Annotated in this window: 27 protein-coding genes and 2 pseudogenes; 9 read left to right on the top strand and 20 right to left on the bottom strand. The window is 68.2% G+C overall.

Annotated elements, in window-relative coordinates:
- The 8 genes from benC to HWX25_RS15115 form a co-directional block, all read right to left on the bottom strand.
- Nucleotides 1–1,023 (bottom strand): benzoate 1,2-dioxygenase electron transfer component BenC, encoded by a 1,023-nt coding sequence (benC, locus tag HWX25_RS15150; RefSeq protein ID WP_175908971.1) that lies wholly within the window; start codon nt 1,021–1,023, stop codon nt 1–3.
- Between the two features lie 39 nt (nt 1,024–1,062).
- Nucleotides 1,063–1,551, bottom strand: coding sequence for a benzoate 1,2-dioxygenase small subunit (gene benB / locus HWX25_RS15145; protein WP_059700832.1), 489 nt, complete (start codon nt 1,549–1,551; stop codon nt 1,063–1,065).
- Nucleotides 1,548–2,906 carry a Rieske 2Fe-2S domain-containing protein gene (locus HWX25_RS15140; RefSeq protein WP_175908970.1) on the bottom strand — a complete coding sequence of 453 codons (1,359 nt, stop codon included), beginning with the start codon at nt 2,904–2,906 and terminating at the stop codon, nt 1,548–1,550. Before HWX25_RS15140 ends, benB begins: the two co-directional genes overlap by 4 nt.
- Before the next feature lie 124 nt (nt 2,907–3,030).
- Nucleotides 3,031–3,975 carry a catechol 1,2-dioxygenase gene (gene catA / locus HWX25_RS15135; protein ID WP_175908969.1) on the bottom strand — a complete coding sequence of 315 codons (945 nt, stop codon included), beginning with the start codon at nt 3,973–3,975 and terminating at the stop codon, nt 3,031–3,033.
- 73 nt (nt 3,976–4,048) lie between these two features.
- A complete protein-coding gene (catC, locus tag HWX25_RS15130) occupies nt 4,049–4,339 on the bottom strand; it encodes a muconolactone Delta-isomerase (RefSeq protein ID WP_175908968.1) in 291 nt (96 codons plus the stop codon).
- 45 nt (nt 4,340–4,384) lie between these two features.
- Nucleotides 4,385–5,521, bottom strand: coding sequence for a muconate/chloromuconate family cycloisomerase (locus tag HWX25_RS15125; RefSeq protein WP_175908967.1), 1,137 nt, complete (start codon nt 5,519–5,521; stop codon nt 4,385–4,387).
- 319 nt (nt 5,522–5,840) lie between these two features.
- On the bottom strand, nt 5,841–7,367 hold the full coding sequence (locus HWX25_RS15120; RefSeq protein WP_175908966.1) for a CYTH and CHAD domain-containing protein: 1,527 nt from the start codon (nt 7,365–7,367) through the stop codon (nt 5,841–5,843).
- A gap of 139 nt (nt 7,368–7,506) precedes the next feature.
- A complete protein-coding gene (locus HWX25_RS15115) occupies nt 7,507–8,691 on the bottom strand; it encodes a sugar transporter (RefSeq protein WP_175908965.1) in 1,185 nt (394 codons plus the stop codon).
- A 189-nt stretch (nt 8,692–8,880) separates the two neighbouring features.
- On the opposite strand from HWX25_RS15115, the gene HWX25_RS15110 reads away from it, so the two are divergent.
- On the top strand, nt 8,881–9,555 hold the full coding sequence (locus HWX25_RS15110) for an HAD family hydrolase (RefSeq protein WP_044843419.1): 675 nt from the start codon (nt 8,881–8,883) through the stop codon (nt 9,553–9,555).
- Between the two features lie 102 nt (nt 9,556–9,657).
- Here HWX25_RS15110 and HWX25_RS15105 read toward each other — a convergent pair whose 3' ends face one another.
- Nucleotides 9,658–9,900 (bottom strand): DUF6566 family protein, encoded by a 243-nt coding sequence (locus tag HWX25_RS15105; RefSeq protein WP_175908964.1) that lies wholly within the window; start codon nt 9,898–9,900, stop codon nt 9,658–9,660.
- A gap of 178 nt (nt 9,901–10,078) precedes the next feature.
- Between HWX25_RS15105 and HWX25_RS15100 the strand changes: the two genes are divergently transcribed.
- The 4 genes and pseudogenes from HWX25_RS15100 (at nt 10,079) to HWX25_RS15085 (ending at nt 12,735) form a co-directional block, all read left to right on the top strand.
- On the top strand, nt 10,079–10,774 hold the full coding sequence (locus HWX25_RS15100; RefSeq protein ID WP_059536892.1) for an MgtC/SapB family protein: 696 nt from the start codon (nt 10,079–10,081) through the stop codon (nt 10,772–10,774).
- Nucleotides 10,771–11,109 (top strand): hypothetical protein, encoded by a 339-nt coding sequence (locus HWX25_RS15095; protein ID WP_175908963.1) that lies wholly within the window; start codon nt 10,771–10,773, stop codon nt 11,107–11,109. The genes HWX25_RS15100 and HWX25_RS15095 overlap by 4 nt, the downstream gene beginning before the upstream one ends.
- A pseudogene (locus HWX25_RS15090) lies at nt 11,106–11,798 on the top strand (hypothetical protein); the annotation flags it as partial. The gene HWX25_RS15095 and the pseudogene HWX25_RS15090, both read left to right, overlap by 4 nt.
- 307 nt (nt 11,799–12,105) lie before the next feature.
- Nucleotides 12,106–12,735: a hypothetical protein gene (locus tag HWX25_RS15085; protein ID WP_347879255.1), complete on the top strand. Its 630-nt coding sequence runs from the start codon at nt 12,106–12,108 to the stop codon at nt 12,733–12,735.
- A gap of 82 nt (nt 12,736–12,817) precedes the next feature.
- On the opposite strand, the gene arsH is transcribed toward HWX25_RS15085, so the two are convergent.
- From arsH to HWX25_RS15065, 4 genes are all read right to left on the bottom strand, one after another.
- A complete protein-coding gene (gene arsH, locus HWX25_RS15080) occupies nt 12,818–13,540 on the bottom strand; it encodes an arsenical resistance protein ArsH (RefSeq protein WP_059536933.1) in 723 nt (240 codons plus the stop codon).
- A gap of 20 nt (nt 13,541–13,560) precedes the next feature.
- On the bottom strand, nt 13,561–14,631 hold the full coding sequence (gene arsB, locus HWX25_RS15075; RefSeq protein ID WP_175908962.1) for an ACR3 family arsenite efflux transporter: 1,071 nt from the start codon (nt 14,629–14,631) through the stop codon (nt 13,561–13,563).
- Nucleotides 14,632–14,697: 66 nt separating this feature from the next.
- Nucleotides 14,698–15,192 carry an arsenate reductase ArsC gene (locus tag HWX25_RS15070; protein ID WP_059700817.1) on the bottom strand — a complete coding sequence of 165 codons (495 nt, stop codon included), beginning with the start codon at nt 15,190–15,192 and terminating at the stop codon, nt 14,698–14,700.
- Between the two features lie 22 nt (nt 15,193–15,214).
- Nucleotides 15,215–15,550, bottom strand: a complete 336-nt coding sequence (locus HWX25_RS15065) for a metalloregulator ArsR/SmtB family transcription factor (protein ID WP_175908961.1) — start codon at nt 15,548–15,550, stop codon at nt 15,215–15,217.
- A gap of 162 nt (nt 15,551–15,712) precedes the next feature.
- Here HWX25_RS15065 and HWX25_RS15060 point away from each other — a divergent pair, with 162 nt between their 5' ends.
- Entirely contained in the window at nt 15,713–16,924 is a 1,212-nt protein-coding gene (locus HWX25_RS15060; RefSeq protein WP_175908960.1) for an MBL fold metallo-hydrolase, read from the top strand.
- Between the two features lie 39 nt (nt 16,925–16,963).
- Here the strand turns inward: HWX25_RS15060 and HWX25_RS15055 are convergent, their stop codons facing one another.
- The gene (locus HWX25_RS15055; protein ID WP_175908959.1) at nt 16,964–17,215 is read right to left on the bottom strand and encodes a hypothetical protein; all 252 of its coding nucleotides are present in this window, start codon (nt 17,213–17,215) and stop codon (nt 16,964–16,966) included.
- A 118-nt stretch (nt 17,216–17,333) separates the two neighbouring features.
- On the opposite strand from HWX25_RS15055, the gene HWX25_RS15050 reads away from it, so the two are divergent.
- Nucleotides 17,334–18,584: a phosphatidylserine decarboxylase family protein gene (locus HWX25_RS15050; protein ID WP_175908958.1), complete on the top strand. Its 1,251-nt coding sequence runs from the start codon at nt 17,334–17,336 to the stop codon at nt 18,582–18,584.
- Between the two features lie 41 nt (nt 18,585–18,625).
- Here the strand turns inward: HWX25_RS15050 and HWX25_RS15045 are convergent, their stop codons facing one another.
- The 5 genes from HWX25_RS15045 to HWX25_RS15025 form a co-directional block, all read right to left on the bottom strand.
- Nucleotides 18,626–18,850, bottom strand: a complete 225-nt coding sequence (locus HWX25_RS15045; protein ID WP_175908957.1) for a hypothetical protein — start codon at nt 18,848–18,850, stop codon at nt 18,626–18,628.
- Nucleotides 18,851–19,115: 265 nt separating this feature from the next.
- Nucleotides 19,116–19,457, bottom strand: coding sequence for a DUF1488 domain-containing protein (locus tag HWX25_RS15040; RefSeq protein WP_175908956.1), 342 nt, complete (start codon nt 19,455–19,457; stop codon nt 19,116–19,118).
- A 3-nt stretch (nt 19,458–19,460) separates the two neighbouring features.
- Nucleotides 19,461–20,009, bottom strand: a complete 549-nt coding sequence (locus tag HWX25_RS15035) for a type 1 glutamine amidotransferase domain-containing protein (RefSeq protein WP_175908955.1) — start codon at nt 20,007–20,009, stop codon at nt 19,461–19,463.
- A gap of 281 nt (nt 20,010–20,290) precedes the next feature.
- Entirely contained in the window at nt 20,291–20,656 is a 366-nt protein-coding gene (locus tag HWX25_RS15030) for a DUF3022 domain-containing protein (RefSeq protein WP_175908954.1), read from the bottom strand.
- 91 nt (nt 20,657–20,747) lie between these two features.
- Nucleotides 20,748–21,161, bottom strand: coding sequence for a hypothetical protein (locus HWX25_RS15025; protein WP_175908953.1), 414 nt, complete (start codon nt 21,159–21,161; stop codon nt 20,748–20,750).
- Between the two features lie 142 nt (nt 21,162–21,303).
- On the opposite strand from HWX25_RS15025, the gene HWX25_RS15020 reads away from it, so the two are divergent.
- Entirely contained in the window at nt 21,304–21,672 is a 369-nt protein-coding gene (locus HWX25_RS15020) for a DUF3175 domain-containing protein (protein ID WP_175908952.1), read from the top strand.
- A 42-nt stretch (nt 21,673–21,714) separates the two neighbouring features.
- Complete coding sequence (locus tag HWX25_RS15015) at nt 21,715–23,097, top strand: cation:proton antiporter (RefSeq protein WP_175908951.1); 1,383 nt, start codon at nt 21,715–21,717, stop codon at nt 23,095–23,097.
- Here the strand turns inward: HWX25_RS15015 and ligD are convergent.
- Nucleotides 23,037–25,839 (bottom strand): annotated as a pseudogene (gene ligD / locus HWX25_RS15010) (DNA ligase D). The gene HWX25_RS15015 and the pseudogene ligD overlap by 61 nt on opposite strands.
- Nucleotides 25,840–25,860: the final 21 nt, after the last annotated feature.

Here is a 25,860-nt window from a genome sequence, read left to right as displayed (position 1 = left end):
TCACGCCGCCTTTGCCGTCACGTTCGGGGTGAACTTCTCGTAGTGGAAGCTGTTCGGCTTCACGCCTGCGTCGTCGAAGTACTGGCGCACCGCGTCGACCATCGGCGGCGGTCCGCACAGGTAGACGTCCACGTCGCCGTCGTTCAACGCATCGGCCGGAATGTGCTGCGTGACCCAGCCCTTGCGCGGATGGTTCGACGCCGCATCGGCAACGACCGTCGCAAAGCTGAAGTTCGGCAACTTCGCCGCATACGCTTCGATCGCATCGACCAGCACCAGGTCGAGATCGCGCGTCACGCCGTAGACCAGATGCACCTTCTGCCGCGAGCCGCTGCGCGCGAGCACCTCGAGCATCGACAGGAACGGCGCGAGGCCCGTGCCGCCCGCGAGGAACAGCAGCGGCCGCGCCACATCGCGCAGGTAGAAGCTGCCGAGCGGCCCGTTCAGTTCGAGCGTGTCGCCGGGTTTCGCCGATTCGAGCCACGTGCTCATCACGCCGCCGGGAATCTTCTTGATCAGGAATCCGATCTTCGTGTCGCCCGGCGCGGACGAGAACGAATACGACCGGTGCTGGCCGCTGCCCGGCACGCCGATGTTCACGTATTGGCCGGGCAGGAACACGGGAGCGGCCGCATCGACGTCGAGTTCGAGCACGATCGCCGCGTCGTGATGCGGCTCGACCTTCGTGACCGTCGCGGCGAACGCGCTGTGGCCCGTCTTGCACGCGAACGACGAGCTCGGCACCGCGATCACGCAATCGCTTTGCGGCACCATCTGGCACGTCAGCACGAGGCCGCCGTCCTTCTCGTCCTCGGTGAGCGCGTCGTCGATGTAATCGTCGCCGAGGTCATAGCTGCCGCTCTCCGCGCGGCACTTGCAGGTGCCGCACACGCCGTCGGAACAGTCCATCGGCAGGTTGATCTTTGCGCGGAACGCGGCGTCGAGCACCTTCTCGCCGGCCTTGCAGTCGATGAAGCGGGTGACCCCGTCCTCGAAGTTCAGTGCAATCTTGTAGGTGGACATGACATCGTCTCCCTGTGTTACGTGTCGAATCGATCGGCGTCAGACGTGGTACACGTCGAGCACCTGCCGGATGTAGTCGTTCTTCAGCACGATCTTCTTGTTCGAGATTAGCCATGCGTCGCCCGAGCGGCGCAACGTGACGAACATCGTGCCGAAGAAGTGGTCGGTCACGCGGTAGCGGTGGTTCAGCGTGTGGAAGTTGTAGCGCACGTCCACCTCGCCGTCGCGCTCGGCCAGCACCTCGACGTTCGTCACGTTGTGGCTGGTGCGCGGCTCAGGCGTCGACGCGCCGCTGCGCTCGGTCTTGATCCGGAACACGCGATCCTCGAGGCCGCCGCGATCCGCGTAGTACATCAGCGAGATCTGGCTGCGCGGATCGTCGGTCGGCCGGTCGTCGTCGTCCCACGCGGGCATCCAGTACGTGACGTCTTCCGTGTAGCAGGTCAGCCACTCGTCCCACTCGCGGTCGTCGAGCAGGCGCGCTTCGCGATACAGCGCCGCGCAAATGGTCCGGTAATCGATGTTCATGCTTCCACCTCCCCGCGTTCCTTCTTCAGTGCATCGCGCATCACGTGCACCCAGTGTTCGTGCTGGCACACGAACAGCCCTTCGTCCTCGCTGCGCTCGCCCGACATGCGCGGGTTCAGCCCCATCCTTTTCGCGTTCTCGTCCGGCCCGTCGATCCATAGCGGCGCGCCGCGGGACAGGTCGTTCCACATCGCCGTGATGCCCGCATAGCCGGCCTGGCATGCGCGGAACTCCTCGAGGTCGTCGGCCGTGCCCATTCCCGTCACGTTGAAGAAGTCCTCGTACTGGCGAATGCGCGTCGTGCGGTCGGCTTCGCTCTCGCCCTTCGGCGCGAAACAGAAGATGCTGACTTCGGTCTTGTCGACGCCGAGTGGACGCACCACGCGGATCTGCGTGCTGAACTGGTCCATCAGGAACACGTTCGGGTACACGCACAGGTTGCGCGTCTGGTTCACGATGAAGTCGGCCTGCACGTCGCCGACGCGCGCCTTGATCTCGTCGCGGTGCTGGTACACGGGCCGCACCTCGGGGTTCATCGTCTTGGTCCACAGCAAGATGTGGCCATTGTCGAAGCCGTACACGCCCGCGACCGACTTGCTCCAGCTGTTCGCGTCGACGGCCTTGGTGCCGTCTTCCTTGCGGCGGCCCATCGTCGCCGCGTAGTTCCAGTGCACGGTGCTCACGTGATAGCCGTCGCAGCCGTTCTCCATCTGCATCTTCCAGTTGCCTTCGTAGATGTAGGAGGAATTGCCGCGCAGCACTTCGAGCCCGTTCGGCGCCTGGTCGACGATCTGGTCGATGATCACGCGCGCCTCGCCGAGATAGTCCTCGAGCGGCAGCACGTCGTCGCGGAGGCTGCCGAACAGGAAGCCGCGATAGTTCTGGAAGCGCGCGACCTTCTTCAGGTCGTGCGAGCCGTGCGTGTTGAACTGCACCGGATACTCGGTCGTCTTCTCGTCCTTCACCTTCAGCAGCTTGCCGGTGTTCGAGAAGGTCCAGCCGTGGAACGGGCACGTGAAGCTGCCCTTGTTGCCGTGCTTGCGGCGGCACAGCATCGCGCCCTTGTGCGCGCACGCATTGATCACCGCGTGCAGCTCGCCGGTCTTGTCGCGCGTGATGACGATCGGCTGGCGGCCGATCCACGTCGTGTAGTAATCGTTGTTGTTCGGGATCTGGCTTTCGTGCGCGAGGTACACCCAGTTGCCCTCGAAGATGTGCTTCATCTCGAGCTCGTACAGCGCCTCGTTCGTGAAGATGTCGCGGCGGCAGCGGAAAACGCCGGCCTCCTTGTCGTCCTGCACGGCGGTGGCGAGCAGGTGGTCCAGTTCGGTGGTGTGGTCGATCGTGGCGGACATGTTGGTTCCTCCTGTGCGCGTGCCGGGTCCTGCAAGCACGCTCGCATCGGTATCGATTGAATCTCGCGGGGACCCGGCCGGCGGCGGCGCAGGCGCGCCGCCGTGCCGTCGGGCCGTCGGGCCGTTATGCCGTGGCGGAAGCGCGCAGGCGTTCGACGATCTGGTTGTCCTTGCCCTCGACACGCGGCGTCAGGACGACGTTGAACTCGATGTCCTGGTAGGCGTCGGCCTTCAGCCCGAGCGCGACGCCGCCGGTCTTGCCGGTGACGGGCGGAATCAGCTCCTCGCGCGTCGCATACGCGAAGTCGTCCCAGATCAGCGGGTCGCCGTCGATATTGAACTGCGTCGTCAGCTTGCGGTGGCCGTCGCTGGTCACGAAGAAATGCACGTGCGCCGGGCGGTTGCCGTGACGGCCGAGGCGGTCGAGCAGCTGCTGCGTCGCGCCCTGCGGCGGGCAGCCGTAGCCGACCGGCATCAGCGTGCGGAATTCGTACTTGCCGTCCGCGCCCGTCTTCACCGCGCCGCGCAGGTTGAAATCGCTCTGCGCGCCGGTCGGGTCGAAGTGCGAGTAGAAGCCGTGCGAGTTCGCGTGCCAGCACTCGACCAGCGCGCCGGCCACCGGCTTGCCGTCGAGCCCCGTGACCGTGCCGTGGATCACGAGCGGGCCCGCGCCTTCGTCGGCGTCGATGTCGATCTTCGCGACGCCGTCGCGCACCGGCGCGCCGCCGACGTACAGCGGGCCTTCGATCGTACGCGGCGTGCCGCCGTCGAGCCCGATCGCCTCGTCCTCCGCGTCCATCCGGATGTCGAGATACTTCTCGAGACCAAGGCCGGCCGCGAGCAGCGCCGCCTCGCCGTCCTGACCGAGCTTGTTCAGATAGTTCACGCCGGCCCACACTTCGTCGGGCGTGATGTCGAGATCGTCGATCGCCTTGAACAGGTCGCCGAGCAGCCGCAGCACGACCTGCCGCGTGCGCGCGTCGCCGCCGTTGGTGCCGTTGCCGCCCGCGTTCGACGCGGCCTTCAGCAGATCCTGCACTTCCTTGGTTTCGAATACTTTGACGCTCATGATGGTGTCTCCACGTGTATTTTGGGGAAAGGTGACCCGGTGCCCGCCGTTGCGGAAGAGGCGGCTCCGTGGCTCAAACGTCGCCGTCGTGTACCGACGACGGGTGGCGACACAACGGCGTCACCGAAATCTTCATGTACGGGAACAGCGGCAACCCGGTCAGGATCTCGTGCAGCTCGGCGTTGCCGGATACGTCGAACACGCTGTAGTTCGCGTATTCGCCGGCGATGCGCCAGATGTGGCGCCACTTGCCGCTGCGCTGCAGGTCCTGCGAATACGCCTTCTCGCGGGTCTTGATCTCGTCGGCCACGCTGGCCGGCATGTCGGCCGGGAGGTTGACGTCCATGCGTACGTGGAAAAGCATCGTGATGTCCTGGTGCGTGATCGGGTTGTCGCGGGTTGTCGCGGGTCAGCGGGAGACTTTCGTCAGCCCGTCGCGGGTGAAACGCGCGACCTTCGCTTCGTCGAGCTCGATGCCGAGGCCCGGGCCGCTCGGCACGGTCAGTTCGAAATCGCTGTAGTCAAGCGGGGTCGTGAGAATCTCTTCGGTAATCAGTAGCGGTCCGAACAGTTCGGTGCCCCACTGCAGGTTCGCGAAGCTCGCGAACAGATGCGCGGACGCGACCGTGCTGAACGCGCCTTCGAGCATCGTGCCGCCGTACAGCTCGATGCCGGCCGCGTCCGCGATCGCCGCGACGCGCTGCGCCGCGAAGAGGCCGCCGCTCTGCTCGATCTTGATCGCGAACACGTCCGCGCCGTGATGCTTCGCGATCTCGAACGCGCTGTCCGGGCCCTGCAGGATTTCATCGGCCATCAGCGCGACCGGGAAGCGGCGCATCAGCCGTGCGAGCGCCGCGGCCGACGCGACCGGCTGCTCGACCAGTTCGCAGCCGGCATCGGCGAGCGCCGGAATCGCGCGCGCGGCCTGCGTTTCGCTCCACGCCATGTTCACGTCGACGCGCACCGATGCGCGCTCGCCGACCGCCCGCTTGATCTCGGCCACGTGCCGGATGTCCGCGTCGAGCGCCTTCGCGCCGATCTTCAGCTTGAACACGTTGTGGCGGCGCAGGTCGAGCATCCGCTCGGCTTCGGCGATATCGGTCGCCGTGTTGCCTGATGCGAGCGTCCACGCGACCGGCAGGCGATCCCGCCGGCGGCCGCCGAGCATCTCGCTGACCGGCACGCCGAGGCGCTTGCCGTGCGCGTCGAGCAGCGCGGTTTCGAGCGCGCTCTTCGCGAAGTGATTGACCTTCGCGAGCTTGCCGAGGAACGCCATCAGCGTCTGGATGCGCGTCGCGTCCTTGCCGATGATGGCCGGCGCGAGGTATGCGTCGATCGCGAGTTTCATTGCTTCCGGGCTTTCCGGGCCGTAGGCCATTCCGGCGATCGTCGTGCCTTCGCCGGTGCCCGTCACGCCGTCGCTGCAGGTCACCTTCACCAGCATCAGCGTCTGGCCGTGCATCGTGGCGACCGACAGCTTGTGCGGACGGATCGTCGGCAGGTCGACGAGGCGGGTTTCAATGCGTTCGATGGTGACGGGAGACATGGGGCACGCTGCGTGTGGGGAGTTCATGGAACGGATTTATACGCGGCGGCGAAATGGACCGTCCAATACTTTTGGTCTCGCTTTTTGATACCTGGGAGGTATCGTAATTCGGCGCGATTCGCGAAATATTGCACTGCGCCATACCATTTTTGTCTGGTTGGCGTGGCGGAAAGGCTTGATGGGAGGCGCGAAACGGGTTTCCGGGGCGCGGCCTGACGAGCGATGAAATGCGCGGGGCCGGCGACGGGCGACGTCGGCGGAAATCGAGGTCCGGGCGGGCGGATCAGGGTTTTCCTGATGCGAATGCGGTGTGGCCGGATCAGTGCGGTGGCGAAAGACGCTTGAAGCGCTTCCACAGCTTCTTCATCGTCGGACGATCGGCAGCCACGCGGTCGGCCAGGAAACCGCGCGCAAAGGCCGCGCCCGGCGCGGCGGCGGGCGCCGTGCGAGGCAGCGCCTTCAGAAGCTGCTCCGCGACCACGGCATCGTTGCGCCAGCCCAGATCGTCCTGAAGCGCGGTCAGCGCGTCGACGTAGGGCCGGACGGTCCGCCTGGAACAGAGCGACGCGAAGAATTCCGTCGCGTATCGGACTTTCTTCGCCGCGATGCGGGCGCGGTGACGACGGCGATCGTCGAGATCGGCCAGCCCCTTGCCACGTTCGATCAGCTTGCGATGCCGCCGACGCAGAACATCCGTGGCAAACCGCCTCGCCGGCCGACCGATCGCCGCGCGCTGTTCGTCGGACATCCCCGCTCGCCAGCCCTGTCGGCTCAACCACGACGCGAGTTGCAGCGCGAGCCGCGTGTAGCGAACCGATTCGACCGCGGCGGCCGCGCGCTGCCGGTTCCTGACCGCAATCTTCTCGCAAGCGTCGCGGGCCGCACGAACCTCGTCCGGATGGCCGTTCGCGCCGGCCTGTTCGAGCGTCGATCCCGCGAGCACTTCCCAGTCCCGCGCGGTGCCCAGCTCCGACGCGATCCAGCGCAGTTCGTCGTCAAGGCCGGGAAACGCGGGAACCGCTTTCTCGAACAGGTCGAGAGCGGAGCGCAAACGACGCAGCCCCACACGCATCTGATGCACGCACGACGGGTCGTGACCGGACGCGACGCCGCGTTCGTTCGCGTTGACCTGGTCCAGGCAGTTGCGCGCGATACGGCAGAACGCGTCTTCGATCGAATCGCGTTTCTTCAGTTGCACCGGCCGCGCCTTGACGGCCGCGCGGTGCTCGCCGACGAGGAGCCCGTAGCCGAGATCGGCCTTGCTCTCGCGATCGATTCGCAATGGCACGATGTCGAGCATGGCCAGCGCGACGCCGTACAGGCTTTCCGGCTCGCCCCGCTTCAGCTCCAGTTCGACGGCGGCGATCGGGACCGAACCCGACTCCGCTTCCACGGTACCTTTGTCGAGCGCGACCTCGAGCTCATCTCCGGACGGCAGGCGCAGCGGAAAGACCGTCCGCCTGATCCGCGTGATGAACACCGGCTCGAGCTGGCCGGCCGTCGCCTCGTCGCGGACGAGCCTGCCGCAATCGCTGTCGTCAGGTATGCGTTCCCGCAGCGGCGCGAGATCGGGGACGTCGCCATCGACGGGCGTTTCGAACTCGTTCCTGTCGAACAGTCCGGCCTGCGACGCCCCGTCCAGCTTCAGCGTCTGAACCCTGTCGTCGCCGGTCGCGCGCACCCGCAGCGAAGCGGCGCACCGGTGCACGCCGAGCGCGGGCGTATCGAAATAGGTGCTCGTCAGCAGTTGCGATGCGCTGGCGCGCCCGGATTGCGCGAGCAACGGCGCGCGACGCAGCTTGTCGAGATCCTTTGCGGAAATCCGCAGTTTCAACTCCCGTTCCATGGCGCCTCCGAGGTGCGTGTCCTTGTTTCAGGCTACACCCGATCGGTCGTGCCGGCGGTCATGCGTGCGCCGCGGGACGCGAAACTGCGGCAGCGCGATGCGACGGGGATCCGGCGCGACGGGCCCCACCGACGGCGGATTACGCCATCGCCCGCCGCTCATGCAGCCGCAACGCGGCCCACGCGATCCCGGCAGAGACGATCCCGACCACCCCGCCGAACGTGCCGATCCACGGCAGGCCGAAATCCCCGGCGATATGGTTGCCGAGCAGCGCGCCGGCACCGATGCCGACGTTGTACAGCCCGGAAAAGATCGACACCGCGAGATCGGTCGCCTCGGGCGCGAGCTTCAGCACCCACGCCTGCATCGCGAGCCCGAAGCAGACGATCGCGCCGCCCCACACCAGCGTGTGAACCGACAGCGTGACGATGTTCAGCGCGCTCGGGAACAGGATCAGCAGACACGCCGACAGCGCGATGATCGACGCGAGCAGGAAATCGGCCGGCCGTTCCGGAAACACGCGGTTGAAGCAGACCGCGGCCGGCATGCCGGCGACGCCGAACAGGATCAGCACGTAGGTAATCCGGCTGCTGCTCGCATGATTGACGCTCTGCACGAACGGCTCGATGTACGTGTACGACGTGAAATGCGCGGACACGACCAGCACGGTGATCGCATACAGCGATACCAGCGCCGGCTTCCTGAGAAACATGCCGATGCTGGACAGCGATCCGGCGCCCTGGCTCGGCAGCGCCGGCAACGTCATGCGCAGCATCAGCAGCGCGACGGCCGCCGCGCCGCCGATCACGAGGAACGTCACGCGCCAGCCGAGCGCCTCGCCGATCACGCGCCCGAGCGGAATGCCGGCAACCATCGCGATCGCCGTGCCCATCGCGAGCAGGCTCAATGCGCGGCTTTTGCGGTCGCTCGGCGCGAGCCGCACGGCCAGCGGGACGGAAATCGACCAGAACACCGCATGCGCGCACGCGATGCCGAGCCGGCCGATCATCAGCACCGTGAAATTCCACGCGACGCCGGTGACGACATGGCTGCCGATGAACACCAGCAGCGCGCAGCTCAGCAGCTTGCGCCGCTCGACGTGGCGCGTGACGAACGTCAACGGCAGCGACACGACCGCGACGGCCCACGCGTAGATCGTCAGCATCAGGCCGACGTCGGTCGGCTGCATCCGCAGGCTGTCGCCGATCGCGCTCAGCAGCGCGACGGGCACGAATTCGGTGGTGTTGAAGATGAAGGCAGTGAGTGCCAGGGCCAGGACGCCCCACCACGACTGTTCGGAACTGACGGCGTCCGGAGTTGCCATACGGGAATTCGACGAGGGTTGGGGGCGCGTGCGGCGCGGGCAGCCGGCCCGGCGCATCGGCGCGATTGTACCAGCGGCAAATGACACGTCGCCGCCGGGACATGGCGATGACACGGCCGCGCGTCGATAATGCGTCGAAGGCCTTTTCGCGGACGATTCGCCCGAATATCATCGGGCCAGGAGATTCACATGCGCATTGAAACGTCGTTTCTGTTCGATCTCGACGGCACGCTCGTCGACAGTGTCTACCAGCACGTGCTCGCGTGGAAGGAAGCGCTCGATGCCGAGGGCATCGAGCTGTCGGTGTGGCGCATCCATCGCAAAATCGGGATGAGCGGCGGCCTGTTCCTGAACCAGTTGCTGCGCGAGACGGCCGGCGACATCGACGCCGAGCGCGTCGAACGGCTCGCGCGGCTGCATGCGGCCGCGTACCAGCGGCTGCGCGCGCAGGTCCGGCCGCTGCCAGGCGCGCGCGAGCTGCTGGCCGCGCTGTCGAACGCGGGCATCCGCTGGGCGATCGCGACCAGCGGGCGGATGGAAACGGCCGCCATCAACCTCGAGGCGCTCGGCGTCGATCCGGCGAAGAACGTGGTCGTCACGCGCGATCAGGTCAAGTATGCGAAGCCGGATCCCGATCTGTTCCTGACGGCCGCCGCGAAGCTGAACGTGCCGATCGAGCATACGGTGGTGGTCGGCGACAGCATCTGGGACATGCTCGCCGCGAGCCGCTGCCGCGCGCTGGGCGTCGGGCTGCTGTCGGGCGGTTACGGCAGCGACGAGCTGGAACGCGCGGGCGCGCTGCGCGTGTACGACGATCCGGCGGATTTGCTGTGGCACCTCGACGAGATCGCGGCGCGGCCGTGATGCCCGAATCGTCCGCCTGACCCGCGGCGCCGGCCTTCCGGCGCCACCTTCGTCGGCGCGTCGCGCCGCGTGCACGCATCCGGCCGCGCCGGTCGGGTCGGATCAATCGTCGTCGACGCGCTTGTCGACCAGATAACGCCCGCGCTCGACGCCCGCGCGCAGCGCCTCGTCCTCCGTCTTCCATTCCAGGCCGTCCGGCCCCGGCACGTAGAGCTCGATGCGCGCGCCGTCGACATACACCTGCACTTCGTCATCCCACGCGCCGCGCGCGTTGCGCCGCGCCCAGACGCGAATCTCGTGGCCGCGATACGGGTCGCGCACCTGTGCGTCCTGTTGATGCTGCATGCTGGCCCCCTGTGCTTATCTGCGATGGCGATGCAAAAAATGCGCGCCGCACGATCGCCGCGCGCGCCGTCGGCCCCCCGCGCACAAGCCGTGCCCGCTGTCCGGCCGCCCGGCACGCACCTTGCGTCCCTTTTGCGCACGGACCGCTCCGGAACGCCAGACAAAAAGGGAGGCCACGATGATCGGCCATTTGGAACTCCTCGGACGCCTGCTGCTCGCCGCGCTGCTCGGCAGCGTGGTCGGGCTCGAACGCGAACGGCTCAACTGGGCCGCCGGCCTGCGCACGCACATGCTGGTGTGCGTCGGCTCGGCGCTCGTGATGCTCGTCTCCACCTTCGGCTTCGAAGACGTGCGCGGGCAAAACGGCGTCGTGCTCGATCCGTCGCGGGTGGCGGCGCAGGTGGTCTCGGGCATCGGCTTTCTCGGCGCCGGCTCGATCCTGCTGCGCGGTGAAGTCGTGCGCGGACTGACGACGGCCGCGAGCCTCTGGGCGGTGGCCGGCGTCGGCCTCGCGGCGGGTGGCGGCATGTACGTCGGGTCGATCGGCGCGACGGCGATCGTGCTCGCGATCCTCGCGGGCGTGAAGCCGATCGAGCGCCGCTTCATCGCGCAGCGGCAGCAGCGCACGCTGCGGCTCGTCGTCGAGCGCGGCGGCCTGACGCTCGGCACGCTGCACGACACGCTCGGCACCGGCCGCGTGCGCGTGAAGCGGTTCATCGTCCAGCAGTCCGACGACGATCCGGATACCGACGACATCTCGGTGTCGTTCTCGCGCACGAGCGGCGCGGAATTTGCGGCGATCTGCGAAGCGCTGCAAGGCATCGCCGGCGTGCGGACCTGCAGTCCCGACACCTCGTCAAGGAGTTTCGCGTGACCCAGACCGAACTGCTCTCCTACCTCGTGACGAGTCAGCTGGCCGCGCGCATGCGCAGCGGCACATGGCTCACGACCAGCCAGGTGGTCGGCGCGCTGCGCGCATGGCTCGCGTGCCGTCACGCCGAATGCGGCTGGCTCGACCGGATCCGGATCGCGAACGCATCCACCACGATCGCGCAAGGCATCTACGAGATCGCGGCCGCTTACGGCGATCCCGACAGCGGCGAACGCATCCGGATCGACGCCGATTCGCCGGCACTGCTGGCGCTGCGCGCGCGTTGCGATGCGCTGCTGCAACGCATCGACGGCGACCCGGACGTCGATGCCCGATGATCGTGCCGGACCGCATGCCGCGCACCGCATTCGCGACGGCAGGCCCCGACGACGCGGTTGCCGCCCCCTCGCACACGGACGAGCCGGCAAGACACGGGCTGCTCGAATGCGGTCGCAACTGCGACACGATCCGCGATGCGGACCGCTTCGCGATGCTGGTGGACGGCGACGCATATTTCGCGACGCTGCGCGCCGCGCTGCGGCGAGCGCGCCACACCGTCTTCATCGTCGGCTGGGACGTCGACAGCCAGATGCATCTGTCGCCCGCCGACGCCGGCGACGGCCTGCCCGACACGCTCGCCGCATTCCTGCGCGCGCTCGCGGCCGCGCGGCACAACCTGCGCATCTACGTGCTCGCGTGGGACTTCGCGATGATCTACGCGCTGGAGCGCGACTGGCCCCCCGTCTATCGCGCCGCGTGGCGTGCGCACCGCGGCATCCGCTTCCGGCTCGACGACACGCATCCGCGCGGCGCGTCGCATCACCAGAAGCTCGTCGTGATCGACGACAGGCTCGCGTTCGTCGGCGGGCTCGACCTGACGCGCGAACGCTGGGATACGCCCGCGCACGCGGCCGACGACCCGCGCCGTCGCGATGCACGCGGGATGCCGTACGGCCCGTTTCACGACGTGCAGGCGATGTTCGACGGCGACGCGGCCGCCGCGATCGGCGAGGATGCGCGCGCGCGGCTCGCGGTGTTGAGCGAAGTGCCGGACCTGTGGCGCACGGTGTCGCGCGGCTGGTCCGCGTTGAACCTGCCTCGGCGCGGCGGCGCACATCGCGATCTTGCCTGGACGCCGGGGCCTTCCGCGGAGGCGATGCTGTACCAGACGCTCGTCGGCTGCTGGCCGCCCGGGCTCGCGCCGGACGATACGGCCGGACTCGCGGCGCGAGGCGAAACGGCACACGGACTGGCTCGCGCCAGACGCGGACTACGAGCGCGCTTGCGAGGCGTTCGTCCGCGCGATCCTGACGCCGCACGGCACGGGCGATTTCGTGCATCGACTGCATGCGTTCGTCGCGCTGCTCGCGCCGGCCGGCGTCGTCAACAGTCTCGCGCAGGCGGCGTTGCGGATGGCGGTGCCGGGTGTGCCCGATCTGTATCAAGGTACCGAGTCATGGGATCACTCGCTCGTCGACCCGGACAACCGGCGCGACGTGCCGTTTGCGAAGCTGGCGGCCGAGCGGGTCGACGAGCCGGTCGCCGCGTACCTGCGCGACTGGCCCGACGCGCGGGTGAAGCGCGCGCTCGTCGAGCGGATGCTCGCGTTGCGCACGCGCTGGCCGGCGACGTTTACAGACGGCGCGTACGTGCCGCTGCGCGTGCGCGGAAAACTCGGGCGGCATGCGGTGGCGTTCGCGCGCTGCGACGAAGCGGCGACGGTCGTGGTCGCGGTGACGCGGCTCGCGTGCCGGCTGCTCGGCGAAGCGCCGGCGCTGCCGCGCGTGGAACCACGGGAATGGGACGATACGGCCGTGGTCGTGCCGCGCGCCGCCGGCGAGCGGTGGATCGACTGGCTGAACGACGGAAGCGAAGTCGCGGCGCCGGGCGGCGTGATTCGGCTCGATCGCTGTCTGGCCGCATTGCCGGTTGCGGTGCTCGTCGCGGCACGCGTTCGGGATTGAGTCGGTCCGGATCGGCGTGGATCGTGCTTGCGGCGCTGCCGGTATCGATTGCGACTCGCGAGACGACGTACACACCGCGACTTCAAATCGCCCGCTGATTCACCCGCTTCGACAATGCCTCCGCGCTCTCCTTGCGCTCGCTGTACCGGTCGACCAGATACGGACCGATATCGCGCGTCAGCAGCGTGAACTTCACCAGTTCCTCCATCACGTCGACCACGCGATCGAAATAGGCCGACGGCTTCATCCGCCCCGCTTCGTCGAATTCCATGAACGCCTTCGCCACCGACGACTGATTCGGGATCGTCAGCATGCGCATCCAGCGCCCGAGCACGCGCATCTGGTTCACCGCGTTGAACGACTGCGAGCCGCCGCTGACCTGCATCACCGCGAGCGTCTTGCCCTGCGTCGGCCGCACGGCGCCGACCGACAGCGGAATCCAGTCAATCTGCGACTTCATGATGCCGGTCATCGCGCCGTGTCGTTCCGGCGAGCACCACACCATCCCTTCCGACCACAGCACCAGTTCGCGCAGCTCGACGACCTTCGGGTGGCTCTCCGGCGCATCGTCGGGCAACGGCAGGCCGCTCGGATTGAACACGCGCACCTCGGCACCCATCGCCGTGAGCAGACGCTCGGCCTCCTCGACCAGCAGGCGGCTGAACGAACGCTCGCGCAGCGAACCGTACAGCAGCAGGAAACGCGGCGGATGCGTGGACGGCGACGCCGGCCGCAAGCGGCTCGCGTCCGGGACGCGGAAGAGTTCGGGGTCGAGTTGCGGCAGGTCGGTCAGTCGGTCGGTCATGGATGGATTCCGTGGTTGGCTCAAGCGCGCTCGTACCAGCCCTTCGACCGGTTCACGATGCGCACCACCAGCAGCATGATCGGCACCTCGATCAGCACGCCGACGACGGTCGCAAGCGCCGCGCCGGAGTGAAAACCGAACAGGCTGATCGCGGCCGCGACGGCGAGCTCGAAGAAATTGGATGCGCCGATCAGCGCGGACGGGCACGCGACGTTGTGCTTCTCGCCCACCGCGCGGTTGAGCCAGTATGCGAGCGCCGCGTTGAAGAACACCTGGATCAGGATCGGCACCGCGAGCAGCGCGATCACCAGCGGCTGCTTCAGGATCGCCTCGCCCTGGAACGCGAACAGCAGCACGAGCGTCGCGAGCAGCGCGGCGATCGACCACGGGCCGATCCTCGCCATCGCGGCGTCGAACGCCGCCTGTCCGCTCCGCAGCAGCCGCTTGCGCCAGAGCTGCGCGAGGATCACCGGAATCACGATGTAGAGCAGCACCGACGTGAGCAGCGTCGCCCACGGCACGGTAATCGCGGACATCCCCAGCAGCAGCCCGACCAGCGGCGCGAACGCGATCACCATGATGCTGTCGTTCAGCGCGACCTGCGACAGCGTGAACAGCGGATCGCCGCCCGTCAGCCGGCTCCACACGAACACCATCGCCGTGCACGGCGCGGCGGCCAGCAGGATCAGGCCGGCGACGTAGCTGTCGATCTGGTCCGCCGGCAGCATCGGCGCGAACAGCTGGCGGATGAACAGCCAGCCGAGGAAGGCCATCGAGAACGGCTTGACGAGCCAGTTCACGGCGAGCGTGACGCCGATCCCCTTCACGTGCTGCCGCACTTCATGCAGTGCGCCGAAGTCGACCTTCACCAGCATCGGAATAATCATCACCCAGATCAGCACCCCGACCGGCAGGTTCACCTGCGCGTACTCGATGCGGCCGATCCGCTGGAACAGGCCGGGCAGCACCTGGCCGAGCGCGATGCCGGCGACGATGCACAGCGCGACCCAGACCGTCAGGTAGCGTTCGAAGAAATTGATCGCCGGCTTCGCGGCGGCGTTGCAAGGCGGGATGGTGTTGGACGTATTCATCGGACAGGATTCGATGCTGGAAAAACGCACGGGGCACACGAGTTCGCGCGTGCCCCGTGCGGGCGCTCAGTTCCGCGAGATGTCGGTCAACGCCGCCTGGAGTTCCGCGTCGCTCAACCGGTCGAGCGGCAACGCCAGCAGTTGCAGCATCCGGTAACCGATCGCCTCGCGCGTCAGTTCGAACGCGAGCCGCTTGCCTGCATCGCCGCCCTCGGCGTTCGACGGATCGGCGTAGCCCCAGTGCACTTTCACCGGGCTGCCGGGCCAGTACGGGCAAGCCTCCGCGGCCGCGCTGTCGCATACCGTGATGACGATGCGCATCCGCGGCGCGCCGTCGCCGACGAATTCGTCCCAGCTCTTGCTGCGGTATCCGGTGACGTCGACGCCCGCGCGCGTCAGCGCGTCCAGCGCGAACGGATTGAGCCGCCCGCTCGGCGCGCTGCCGGCGCTGTAGGCGCGCACGTCGCGGCCGAGTTTCGCGGCCCAGTGATTGAGCATGCCCTCCGCGAGCACGCTGCGGGCGGAGTTGTGGGTGCAGAGGATCAGGACGTTGGTGGTCATCGGCGGGTGCGTGGACGTGTGCTTACGTTGGGTCGGAGCAGGAGGTCGAACAGGCGGGGGCCGGCGCGCACGGATTGCCGCCGCAGCAGTTCTCGGTCAGGTAGCCGATCAGCCCGTTCATCGTCGCGAAGTTCGCGCAATAGAACACGAAGCGGCCTTCCTGGCGGCTCGTGACGAGCTGCGCGTGGGCCAGTTCCTTCAGATGAAAAGACAGCGAGGATGGCGGCACGTCGAGCAGCGTCGCGATTTGCCCGGCAGGCAGGCCTGACGGGCCGGCCTGCACGAGCGCGCGGAATACGGCGAGGCGCGATTCGTGCGCGAGGGCCGACAGGGCGGCGATGGTCTGGTTCGTTTCCATTTTTCGATAATACTCGAAATATGGAAACGATGAGGCGAGTTCTTGTTTCCTCATCGGCCGATTCGTGCCGAACAAGAAATAGACGATCAACAGGCAGGCCATTTGTAACCGCCGATGTTTCATTTAATCTGTGCGCACTCAACTTCCGTCAGGAGCCTCTCCATGTCGATCCGTCGTCTGATTTCTTCCCTGTTCGCCGCCGCTGCGATGTTCGGGGCCGCGTCCACCAGCTTCGCCGGGCCGCTGGCCATCGATGTCTACAATCCCGGCGCCAAGGGAATCTTCCCGGTGTCGTCCGAGATCGTCTCGGGCAAGACCGAGGCCATCCTGATCGACGCGCAATTCCAGCGCAACGATGCGCAGGCGCTCGTGAACCGGATCAAGGCGAGCGGCAAGACGCTCAAGGCGATCTACGTGAGCCACGGCGATCCCGATTATTACTTCGGACTGGACACCATCCACGCGGCATTCCCGGACGCGAAGATCGTCGCGACGCCGCAGACCGTCGCCGCGATCGAGGCCAGCAAGGACGGCAAGCTCGCGTACTGGGGCCCCATCCTCAAGGACAATGCGCCTGGTTCGGTGATCGTGCCGCAGCCGCTCGACGGCGATACGTTGCGCGTCGACGGACAGCCGCTGCGAATCGTCGGGCTCGACGGCCCGTCGCCCGATCGCACATTCGTCTGGATTCCTTCCGAACGGACCGTGGTGGGCGGCATCCCCGTTGCCGCGAACATCCATGTGTGGATGGCCGACACGCAGACGCTGCTGTCGCACGCGAACTGGCTCGCGACACTCGACCGGATCGACGCGCTGAAGCCGGCGCGGGTCGTGCCCGGCCACTTCCTGGCGAATCGGGATGGCAGCCGGCCGTTCACGACCGGCGTCGCGTTCACGCGGGGCTATCTGACGGCATTCGACCAGGAAACGACGCGCGCGACGGATTCGGCCGCGCTGATCGCCGCGATGGACGCGCGCTATCCGGGTCTTGGCGCAAAGCCATCGCTCGAGCTGAGCGCGAAGGTCGCGAAGGGTGAAATGCAGTGGCCCGCGCCAGCACCGTTTCCGGCGGCAGGCAAGACCGTGCGCGTGCAATTCGGCGATACCGCATTCGACCTGCGCTTCAAGGACGAAAAGACGATGTCGTTCGTCGGCACGGCCGGCCAGTTCAAGGGCGTGACGGATACGGTGCAATACACCGCGCGCGAGATTCGTCCGCAAGTGTACATGGTGTATTGGCATGAGCCCGGCACCGGTTCGAACGTCGTGCACGTGGAGGATTTCGAGCACGGCACCGTGAACACGAACATCGCGCTGAAGGACGGGCAGTTCCTGCATATGTCCGGTACGCTGAAGCTCGTCGGTCAGAAGTGACCGGACGCGGCTGTATCGCTTCCGGCCCTCGTCACGGCATCACGACCACTCTTCCGGCGGCATCGCGCCGCCGTCGTCCTCCCAATGCGGCTCGCCGGTCTCGTGATCGCGGCTCGGCGCCACAGGGCCGTTCCTGCCACCGCGTTCGGCCCGCCGCGCATCGTTACGTGACGTCGACGCGCGCACCCGTGCCCGCGTGCGGGTCGGCGCCACGGTCCGCTGTTCGCCGCTGCGGCGCTCGTCGGTCGACGCCGCATCGTTCGTCTGTCGCACATTCGAAGCTGCGCTCATGTGTCCTCTCCTGTGTCAGTGAAAGCATCCGTCGCCCGAGCGCAGCAATTTCGGTGCCGCGCATCGGGCAAGCGCCTTGCTACCTTCGTTCGTATCGCAATCCTTGCCGGAGGTGAGCATGCCGACCGATCCCAGCACGTCGCCCGCCACGCGCCATCGCCTCGGCGAATGGATGGCCCGCGAGGAATCGCACATGGCCGCATACCGCGAGGGAATCGCGAACGACGCACGCGCGCATGCAGGCGAACGGCTGCGCACGCCGGCCGTGCAGGAACTCGCACGGCTGTTCGACGACGACGCGGTGCTGCGCATGAGCCTGACCCGCGCGATCGACGAGGCACGCGAAGCGGGCCGCACGCTCGGCTACGCATCGATCGGCGAACTGATGACGGTGATCGATCACCTGATGACCTACACGCCGCCATTCAGCGAAACGAGCCTGATCGTGTGCCCGCTGAACGCGTTCCTCGACTGGCCGATGTGCATGCCGTCGGGCCACGCGGTGTTTCGCGACGCGGCGGTCAACGCGCACCTGAAGCAGGTGCTGAACGTGTGGTGCGATTTCCTCGGCGGCCCGCATTCGCGCGCGCATCTCGACACGTCGCCGCCCGACGGCTGGTTCTGCGACGAAGCGCGCAAGCGCCTCGGCCTGTCGCAATTCCAGTATCGCGAGGACCAGCCACACTGGGGCTTCGACTCGTGGAACGACTTCTTCACGCGACGCTTTCGCGCGGGCGCGCGGCCGGTCGCGGCGCCGGACGATGCGCACGTGATCGTCAGCGCATGCGAGGCCGCGCCGTATCACACCGCGTCGAACGTGAAGATCCGCGACACGTTCTGGGTCAAGGGCCAGCCTTACTCGCTGCGCGACATCTTCACGCCCGCGCGGCTGCCGCTCGCCGAACGGTTCGTCGGCGGCGATCTGTACCAGGCGTATCTGAGCGCGTACAACTATCATCGCTGGCACGCGCCCGTGCGCGGCACCGTCACGCATGCGTACCGGGTCGATGGCACCTACTATTCGGTCGCCGAGGCCGAAGGCCCGGACCCGGCCGGCCTCAACGATTCGCAGGGCTACATGACGGCCGTCGCCGCGCGCGCGATCGTCGCGATCGACTGCGACGATCCCGGGATCGGAACCTTCGCGGCCGTGTTCGTCGGAATGGGCGACGTCTCGTCCTGCATCGTCGAAGTCGTGCCGGGGCAACGCGTGAACAAGGGGGACGAGATCGGCTATTTCCAGTACGGCGGCTCGACCTGCTGCCTGCTGTTCGAGACCGGCGTGATCGACCGCTTCCCGTTCGCGCCGCCGTTCGACGGCGATACACCGGTCGTACAGGTCAACGCGCCGGTCGCGATCGCACGCTGAACCGCGCGCCGGCCACGCGTGCGGGTGTCATGCATCGCGTGTCACGCGTCGAGATCGCCGGCGTCGCGGCCGTCGTGCCGCTGCACGCACCGGACGACGCTCAACCCGTCGGCGGTCAAGGCCGGGCGACTCGTGCCCGATGCGTCCGGGCACATCACGATCAACTGTCGTTCGACCAGCGCGACGATGTCCTCGCGGTCCGTCTGGATCTGTTCCGGTGCGCGATGCACCAGGAACAGCGCGGCAAATTCATGGGCGGTCAGCATGCTCGTTTCCCCGTTGTGACGGCTTCGCACGATGCAGCGGCGGCATCGCGGCGACGCACGGCGCGAAACGTGCGCCGGCGACGAGAGAAGCATGCAGGGAGCGTGCCAGATTGTGGGACGCGGTCGCCCCCGTGCGCGACTGGCGCGCGGCGCGATGTGTCACCGCAAACCGCGTGATGGCCGCTGCAAAGTTTTCAATGGTGTGTAAGCGAGCATGCGCACGGTGCGCCGGCCGGCCCGCGCCGGCATTCCGCAGCCGCGCGGATCACGACTTCCTCGAACGAAACAGCCCGGCCCGCGCCGTTTTGCCCGCCGCCTTGTCGCGCACGCGGAAATAGCCGCTGTGCAGTTCGACGCCGCCCTCGCCGTCCGCGAGCACTTCCTCGCACGCGGCCTCGATGCGCGCACGGCCGCGCTCGAACGCGTCGCGCAGGTCGGCTTCGAGCGCGGAGCTGGCGCCGAAATGGTCCTCGAGCGCCTCGACCGTGATCGCGCACGTGAGCGGCTTCCCGTCGAACTCGACGACGAAGCGCATCTGCAGCGCCGCACCGTCGAACTCGGGCGGCGCGTCGGTCAACGTCACGTGATGGACGGAATCGGCCGGCATCGCTCAGCCTCCCCGCGACGCGAGACACTGCACCAGCGCGCCGTTGAATGCGGGCAGATCGTCGGGCTTGCGGCTCGTGATCAGGTTGCCGTCCCGCACGACCTCCTGGTCGACCCACTTGCCGCCCGCGTTGCGGATGTCGTCCTGCAGGCTCGGCCAGCTCGTCATCGTGCGGCCGTCCACCAGCCCGGACGATACGAGCAGCCAGCCGCCGTGACAGATCGCGGCGATCGGCTTGCCCGCACCGACCGCCGCCGTCACGAATTCGCGCGCGGCCGGCAGCATCCGGATCGCGTCGCCGTTGACGACGCCACCCGGCAGCACGACCGCGTCGTAGTCGCCTTCGCGCGCGTCGTCGAACGTACGGTCGACCTTCACGCGATCGCCCTTGTCGACGTGCCTGAGCCCCTGGATCTCGCCGCGCTTCTGCGAAATCACGTCGACCTGCGCGCCTTCGGCCTCGAGCGCGCGCTGCGGCTCGACGAGTTCTACTTCCTCGAAGCCGTCGACCGCGAGTATCGCCACCTTGCAATGGTCCAGCTTGCCGATCATGGAGCGCCTCCCTGTTGATGTTGCGGCACCCGTCGTGCCGTTCTCATCGCGCAGCAATTTGCGTGCCGCGCGTACGATCGCGTCGATGGGGCGCGACCCGCAATCGCCGGGCGGCCTCACGCACGCGCGCCGCGGCGTGACGCGTGCGGGCCGGCGTCACGCCGCCCCGCGCGGCCTCTGCAAAGATTTCAACAGGATGTAATGCGACTGCCGGCGACTGCCGTCCGGCGCCGTCATGCAAGGGCCGCGCCCGTGCGCGGGTCGCCATCGGCCCGACACGCTCACTGCAAGTGACGCGCCGCATCGAGCATCGCGTCGGTCAGCTCGACCGTCAGCGTCAGGTCCTCGGTAACGTCGGGCAGCGTGTCGAGCGTGGCCTGCACGGCATCGTGCAGCATTGCGTGCACGCGCATCCGCGCGCCGTCGTCGAGATCCGCATAGCGCTCCATCGTGTCGCAGTCGAGTGCGAGCACCACGGCGTGCCGCGCGGTATCGGGCGGCGCATCGGACGCCAGGGCCCAGGCCGCATGAAACGTGATCCTGCCGGTCTCGACGTCGAGATGCACCGTCGTATCGAGATCGTCGGTATCGACCGCGTCGGTGTCCAGGTCGTCGTCGTCGAGCGAGATCCGTGAATTCGATTGCATGATGTCCTCCTGCGTGGTGGCGGTGTGCCGGCCCCGCGGCCGACGCCCGCCATCGCGCCGCGCCGGTCGCGCCGGCGCGACACCGTGATCGTCAATAGCCGCTGGAACCCGCGCCGCCCGTACCGCCTGCGCCGCCGCCCGCGCCCGTCGCGCCCGCCCCCGCGCTGCCGCCGCCATTGGCACCGCCCGTGCTGCCGCTGCCGCCGGTGCCGGCACCGCTCGGGCCGCCAGGCTTGGCACGCACTTGCGGGCGCGCGTGCGAACGCATGGCGCGCGGCTCCTGCATACGGGTCGCGGGCGGCGGCGCCGCCGTGTTGCCATTCGACATGCCGCCGCCGGCGCCCTGTGACGATGTGTCCGGCGGCGACAGGATCGGCGCGCCGGTGCCCTCGTCGGAACGCTGCGAATTCTGTGCCCACGCGGCCGGTGCGGCCGCGACGAGTGCGACGGCCGCGCACGCAAGGAACCGGCGCGCGGCAGATTTCGATTCGAATACTGGCTTCATGAAGCGTTCTCCCTCAATGGAATCGCTGTCGTGGAATTTCCTGCGTCCCTGGTTCAGCAAGGCACGTGCCGTCGGCGACGCGCGGCACGCGATTTGCGCGTTCCACGACCAACCCCATCCCGATCCCGTACGGAGCCCTGTCATGCCTTCAGCTTCAGCTTCAGCTTCCGCTTCCCATCCGCACGGCAAACGCGTGACGCGCCGCCCCGGCCGCGCGCGCAGCAACGATCCGCATCATCGCAAGCGCTGGTCCGCCGACGTCATGAAAAAGAGCGATGCGCTGGACATCGAACCCGCGATCTTCAAGTCCGACGACCCGGGCGAGATCGCGGCGTCGCTCAAGCGCTCCGCCGAACACAGCCGCCGCCGCAAGGCGCCGCCGTTCCAGTCGGCGATGTCGATGCTCAACTTCTATCTGAACCGCGCGGGCCGCAACCTGCCGAAAACACGCCGCGCGACGCTCGAACGCGCGAAGCGGAAACTGCGCGAGGCGTTCGGCCGCAAGCCGTGACGCCCCCCGCTCGCTCCGTATCGACCTGCTCCGCCTGCACGCATGCATGAAACGCTGTGGTATCTGATCGTCGGCGCGGTGCTGATGGGCATGGGCGTCGCGACGTCGGCGCTGCGTCACCTGCCCTGCAGCAGCGCGATGATCTATCTCGCGCTCGGCGTCGCACTCGGCCCGTCCGGGGCCGGGCTCCTGCATCTCGACATCGAACGCGACGCGCCGCTGTTGCGCGAGATCGTCGAAGTCGCGCTGCTGGTGTCGCTGTTCGCGATCGGGCTGAGGCTGCGCTTGCCGCTGTCCGACACGTTGTGGCTCGTGCCCTGCCGCCTCGGCCTGCTCGCGATGATCGTCACCGTGCCGCTGCTCGCCGGCTGCGCGGTGCTGACGCTCGGGCTCGGCTGGGGTCCCGCGCTGCTGCTCGCGGCGATCCTCGCGCCAACCGACCCGGTGCTCGCGCACGACGTGCAGGTGCACGATCCCGGCGACCGCGACCTGGTGCGCTTCGCGCTGTCCGGCGAAGGCGGGCTGAACGACGGCATCGCGCTGCCGTTCGCGCTCGCGGGCCTCGCGCTGTGCGGCGCGCCCGACACGCCGCACGCGCGGCCGGCGCTGACGGGCGCGTTCGCGCTGGCCGCGCTGTGGGGCATCGCGGGCGCGGCCGCGATCGGCGGCGTGCTCGGCGCGGCCGCCACCAAGGCGATCGGCTGGCTGCGCACCCGCCACGCGCAGGCGCTCGGGTTCGAAGGCTTCTTCGCGCTCGCGCTGATCGTGCTGTCGTTCGGCGCCGCGCAGCTCGCGAATACGTTCGGCTTCATCGCGACGTTCGCCGCGGGCGTCGCGATGCGCCGCGTCGAGCATCGCGCGAGCGGCGACCGGCGCCCGCGCGAAGTGATCGGCCGGATCGATTCGGAAGACGTGGTCGCGACCGAGAAGCATCCGGAGAAGGTGCACGCGTTCATGACCGAATCGGTGCTGGACTTCACGATCGAGCTCGAACGGATCGCCGAGGCACTCATCATGACGATGATCGGCAGCGTGCTCGCGACGCTGTCGGCGCCGCTCGTGACGTGTGGCGCAATCGGTCTTGCCCTCATGCTGTTCGTGGCCGTGCGGCCCTTCGCCGTGCTGCTGTCGCTGACCGGCTCGCACGCGACGCACGCGCAGCGGCGGCTGATGGCGTGGTTCGGGATACGCGGAATCGGCTCGTTCTATTACCTGCTGTTCGCGCTCGAACACGGGCCGTCCAGCGCGGTGCGCCCGCTCGCGGCGCCGGTGCTGGTCGTCGTGTCGGCGTCGGTGATCGCGCACGGCATCTCCGCGACGCCGCTGATGGACTGGTATTACCGCCTGCAGCAACGCCGGCGACGTCACGACGCGTCGAGCCGCGCGCGCATCTGCGCGGAGATGCGCCGCCGCGTCTCGTCGTAGCCTTCCCACGGATCGCGCGCGAGCCGTTCGTGCAGCGTGTCGATCGTCCATTGCGCGCCGCCCGTCGTATCGGGCACCTCGTCCCAGCGCAGCGGCACCGACACGCCCATCCCGGGCCGCGCACGCGCCGAGTACGCCGCGATCGTGCTCGCGCCGCGGCCGTTGCGCAGGTAATCGATGAAGATCTTGCCGCGACGATGACGCGGGCCCATCGTCGCGGTGAAACGGTCGGGCAGCGCGCTCGCGACGTGTTGCGCGACGGCGCGCGAGAAGTCCTTCACGTCGTCCCATCCGAGGTGCCGCGTGATCGGCACGACCACATGCAGCCCCTTGCCGCCGCTCGTCTTGCAGAACGACGCGAGCCCCAGTTCGTCGAGCAGCCCGCGCACGAGTTGCGCGGCCTCGATCATCGCGCTCCACGGCAGCGCGGGATCAGGATCGAGATCGAACACGATCCGGTCGGGCCGCTCGATGTTCGACGCGTGCGCGTTCCACGTATGCAGTTCGATCGTGCCCATCTGCGCGGCGCCGAGCAGCGCATCGACGCTGTCGAGCGACAGCAGCGGACCATGCCCCGGATCGAGCCCGGCATGTTGCGTGACGAACGGAATCTCGCGGCGTTCCGCGTGCTTCTGGAAGAACAGCTCGCCGGCGATGTCGCCGGGCGCGCGCACGAGCGACACGGGTCGCCCCTTCAGGTCCGGCAGCAGCCACGGCGCGACCCATTGCCAGTAGCGCGCGAGATCGATCTTGCGCGTGCCGCTTTGCGGGTCGAGCACACGGTCGGGATGGGTGATGCGCACGCGGCCGAGCTGATCCGGGCCTGCATCGTTGCCGGCCGTGCGGGTGGATGACCGTGAACGCGCGTGGTGTTCGCGGCCATTCGCTTCATGAGCCGCGTGCGACGCGTGCTTGCGGGGATGTTTGTCGTCGTGCGTGGTTCGCTGTCGATCCATCGTCATCTCCGTTTCCGCATTTTCCGTCTGTTTCGGCACTTCGCGGACGATCTGCGTGGCCGGCTTGTCTTCGCGCAGCGCGATGAACGCGGCCTGCCGCACGATGCCGTCGCCGGTCCACTCCGCGAATTCGCATTCGGCGACGAGCGTCGGTTCGATCCAGTGCACGCGCGTGCGCGTGCGTTCGCGCGGCGGCGGATCGAACGGCGGCGTGTCGCGCTCGTGCTTGCGCAGGATCGCGGCAAGCCGGTCGAGCATGCGCGCGTCGAAGCCTGTGCCGACCCGGCCGACATAGCGCAGCGGTGTCGGCCCGCGCCGCCGCTTGCCGGCCGGCGCCGGTTCGTGCACGCCGAGCAGCAGCGCGCCGAAGCCGTGGCGGCTGCCCGACGGCTCGGTATAGCCGCCGATCACGAACTCCTGTCGGCGTCGGCATTTGAGCTTGATCCATGCAGGCGAACGTCCGGCCCGGTAGCGCGAGTCCGCGCGCTTGCCGATCAGCCCTTCCAGGCCCGTATCGCATGCGCTTGCGATCAGCGACGCGACGTCGTCGCCGAGATCGGGCGAAAAGCGCAGTCGCGCGGGGTCGCTGTCGGCCAGCAGCGGTTCGAGCAGCGCGCGGCGTGCGGTGAGCGGCGCGTCGCGCAGGTCGTAACCGTCAAGGAAGGGCAAATCGAATACGAACAGCGTGACCGCATCCGAGCGCCCCGCGCCGAGGGCGTTCTGCAGCGCCTGGAAATCGGGGAGGCCGTGCGCGCCGAGCACGACGGCCTCGCCGTCGAGCCATGCGTCGTCGACGTCGAGCGCGGCGAGCGCATCGCGTTGCGCGCGCAGCTTCGCGGTCCAGTCGCGGCCTTCGCGCGTCATCAGCTTCACATGCCGGCGTGTGCCCTTGCCCGCGATACGCGCGAGGATCCGGTAGCCATCGAACTTCAGTTCGTAGCGCCAGTCGCCCTGCGCGGACGGGCCGTCGACCAGCGTCGCGAGTTGCGGCGCGACGCGCTCGGGCAACGGCGCGCGCACCGCGCCTTCGATCCCGGAGGGATCGGCCGGCGGGCGTTTACGATCGTCGTGTTCGTCGTGCCGCGCGCCACGTGCATCGCGTTTCGCGGCCTTGTCGCCGCGGCCGCGCGGCGTCCGGCGCGCATGCTTCGATCCGTCGGCCGAATCCGCGCGCGTCGCAGACGCAGCCCCATCATGCACACTCCCCGGCCGCTCGCCGACGACGTCGAATTCGTCCGCGTCGCGCGCGTCGTCGTCGCGCTCCTTGATCAGCAGCCACTGCTCCTGTCGCCCCTGCTGGCGCCCGCTGCGCACGAGCGCCCAGCCGCCGTGCAGCTTTTCGCCGTCGAGCCGGAACGTGAGCTTGCCCGCGCGATAGCCGTCGCGTGCCTGCGCGAGGCCGCCGTCGGGCGTCCACGTGCCTTCGTCCCATACGACGACCGACCCCGCGCCGTAATGCCCGGCCGGAATCTCGCCTTCGGACGACGCATATTCGAGCGGATGATCCTCGACATGCACGGCGAGACGCTTCACCGACGGATCGAAGCTCGGCCCCTTCGGCACGGCCCACGACTTCAGCGTGCCGTCGAGTTCGAGTCGGAAGTCGTAGTGCAATCGCCGCACATGATGCTCCTGGATTACGAAGCGCAGCGGATGGCCGGTGCCCGCGCGCGCGCCGGGCAGGTGCCGCATCCGCCTTCGCACGCCGACGCCCGTGCGCGCCTTCCGGTTCCGGCGTCGCGCCGAAGTGGCGTTTGCGGCGATAGGGATCGAGCTTGCCGGGCATCGCATCACCTCGCTTCGCGCG

Source organism: Burkholderia sp. BCC1640, assembly GCF_902833125.1.
In the GTDB taxonomy this organism is placed as follows: domain Bacteria; phylum Pseudomonadota; class Gammaproteobacteria; order Burkholderiales; family Burkholderiaceae; genus Burkholderia; species Burkholderia diffusa.
The sequence above is the reverse complement of the archived record's forward strand: the minus strand, read 5'-3'. Positions and strand labels throughout refer to the sequence as shown.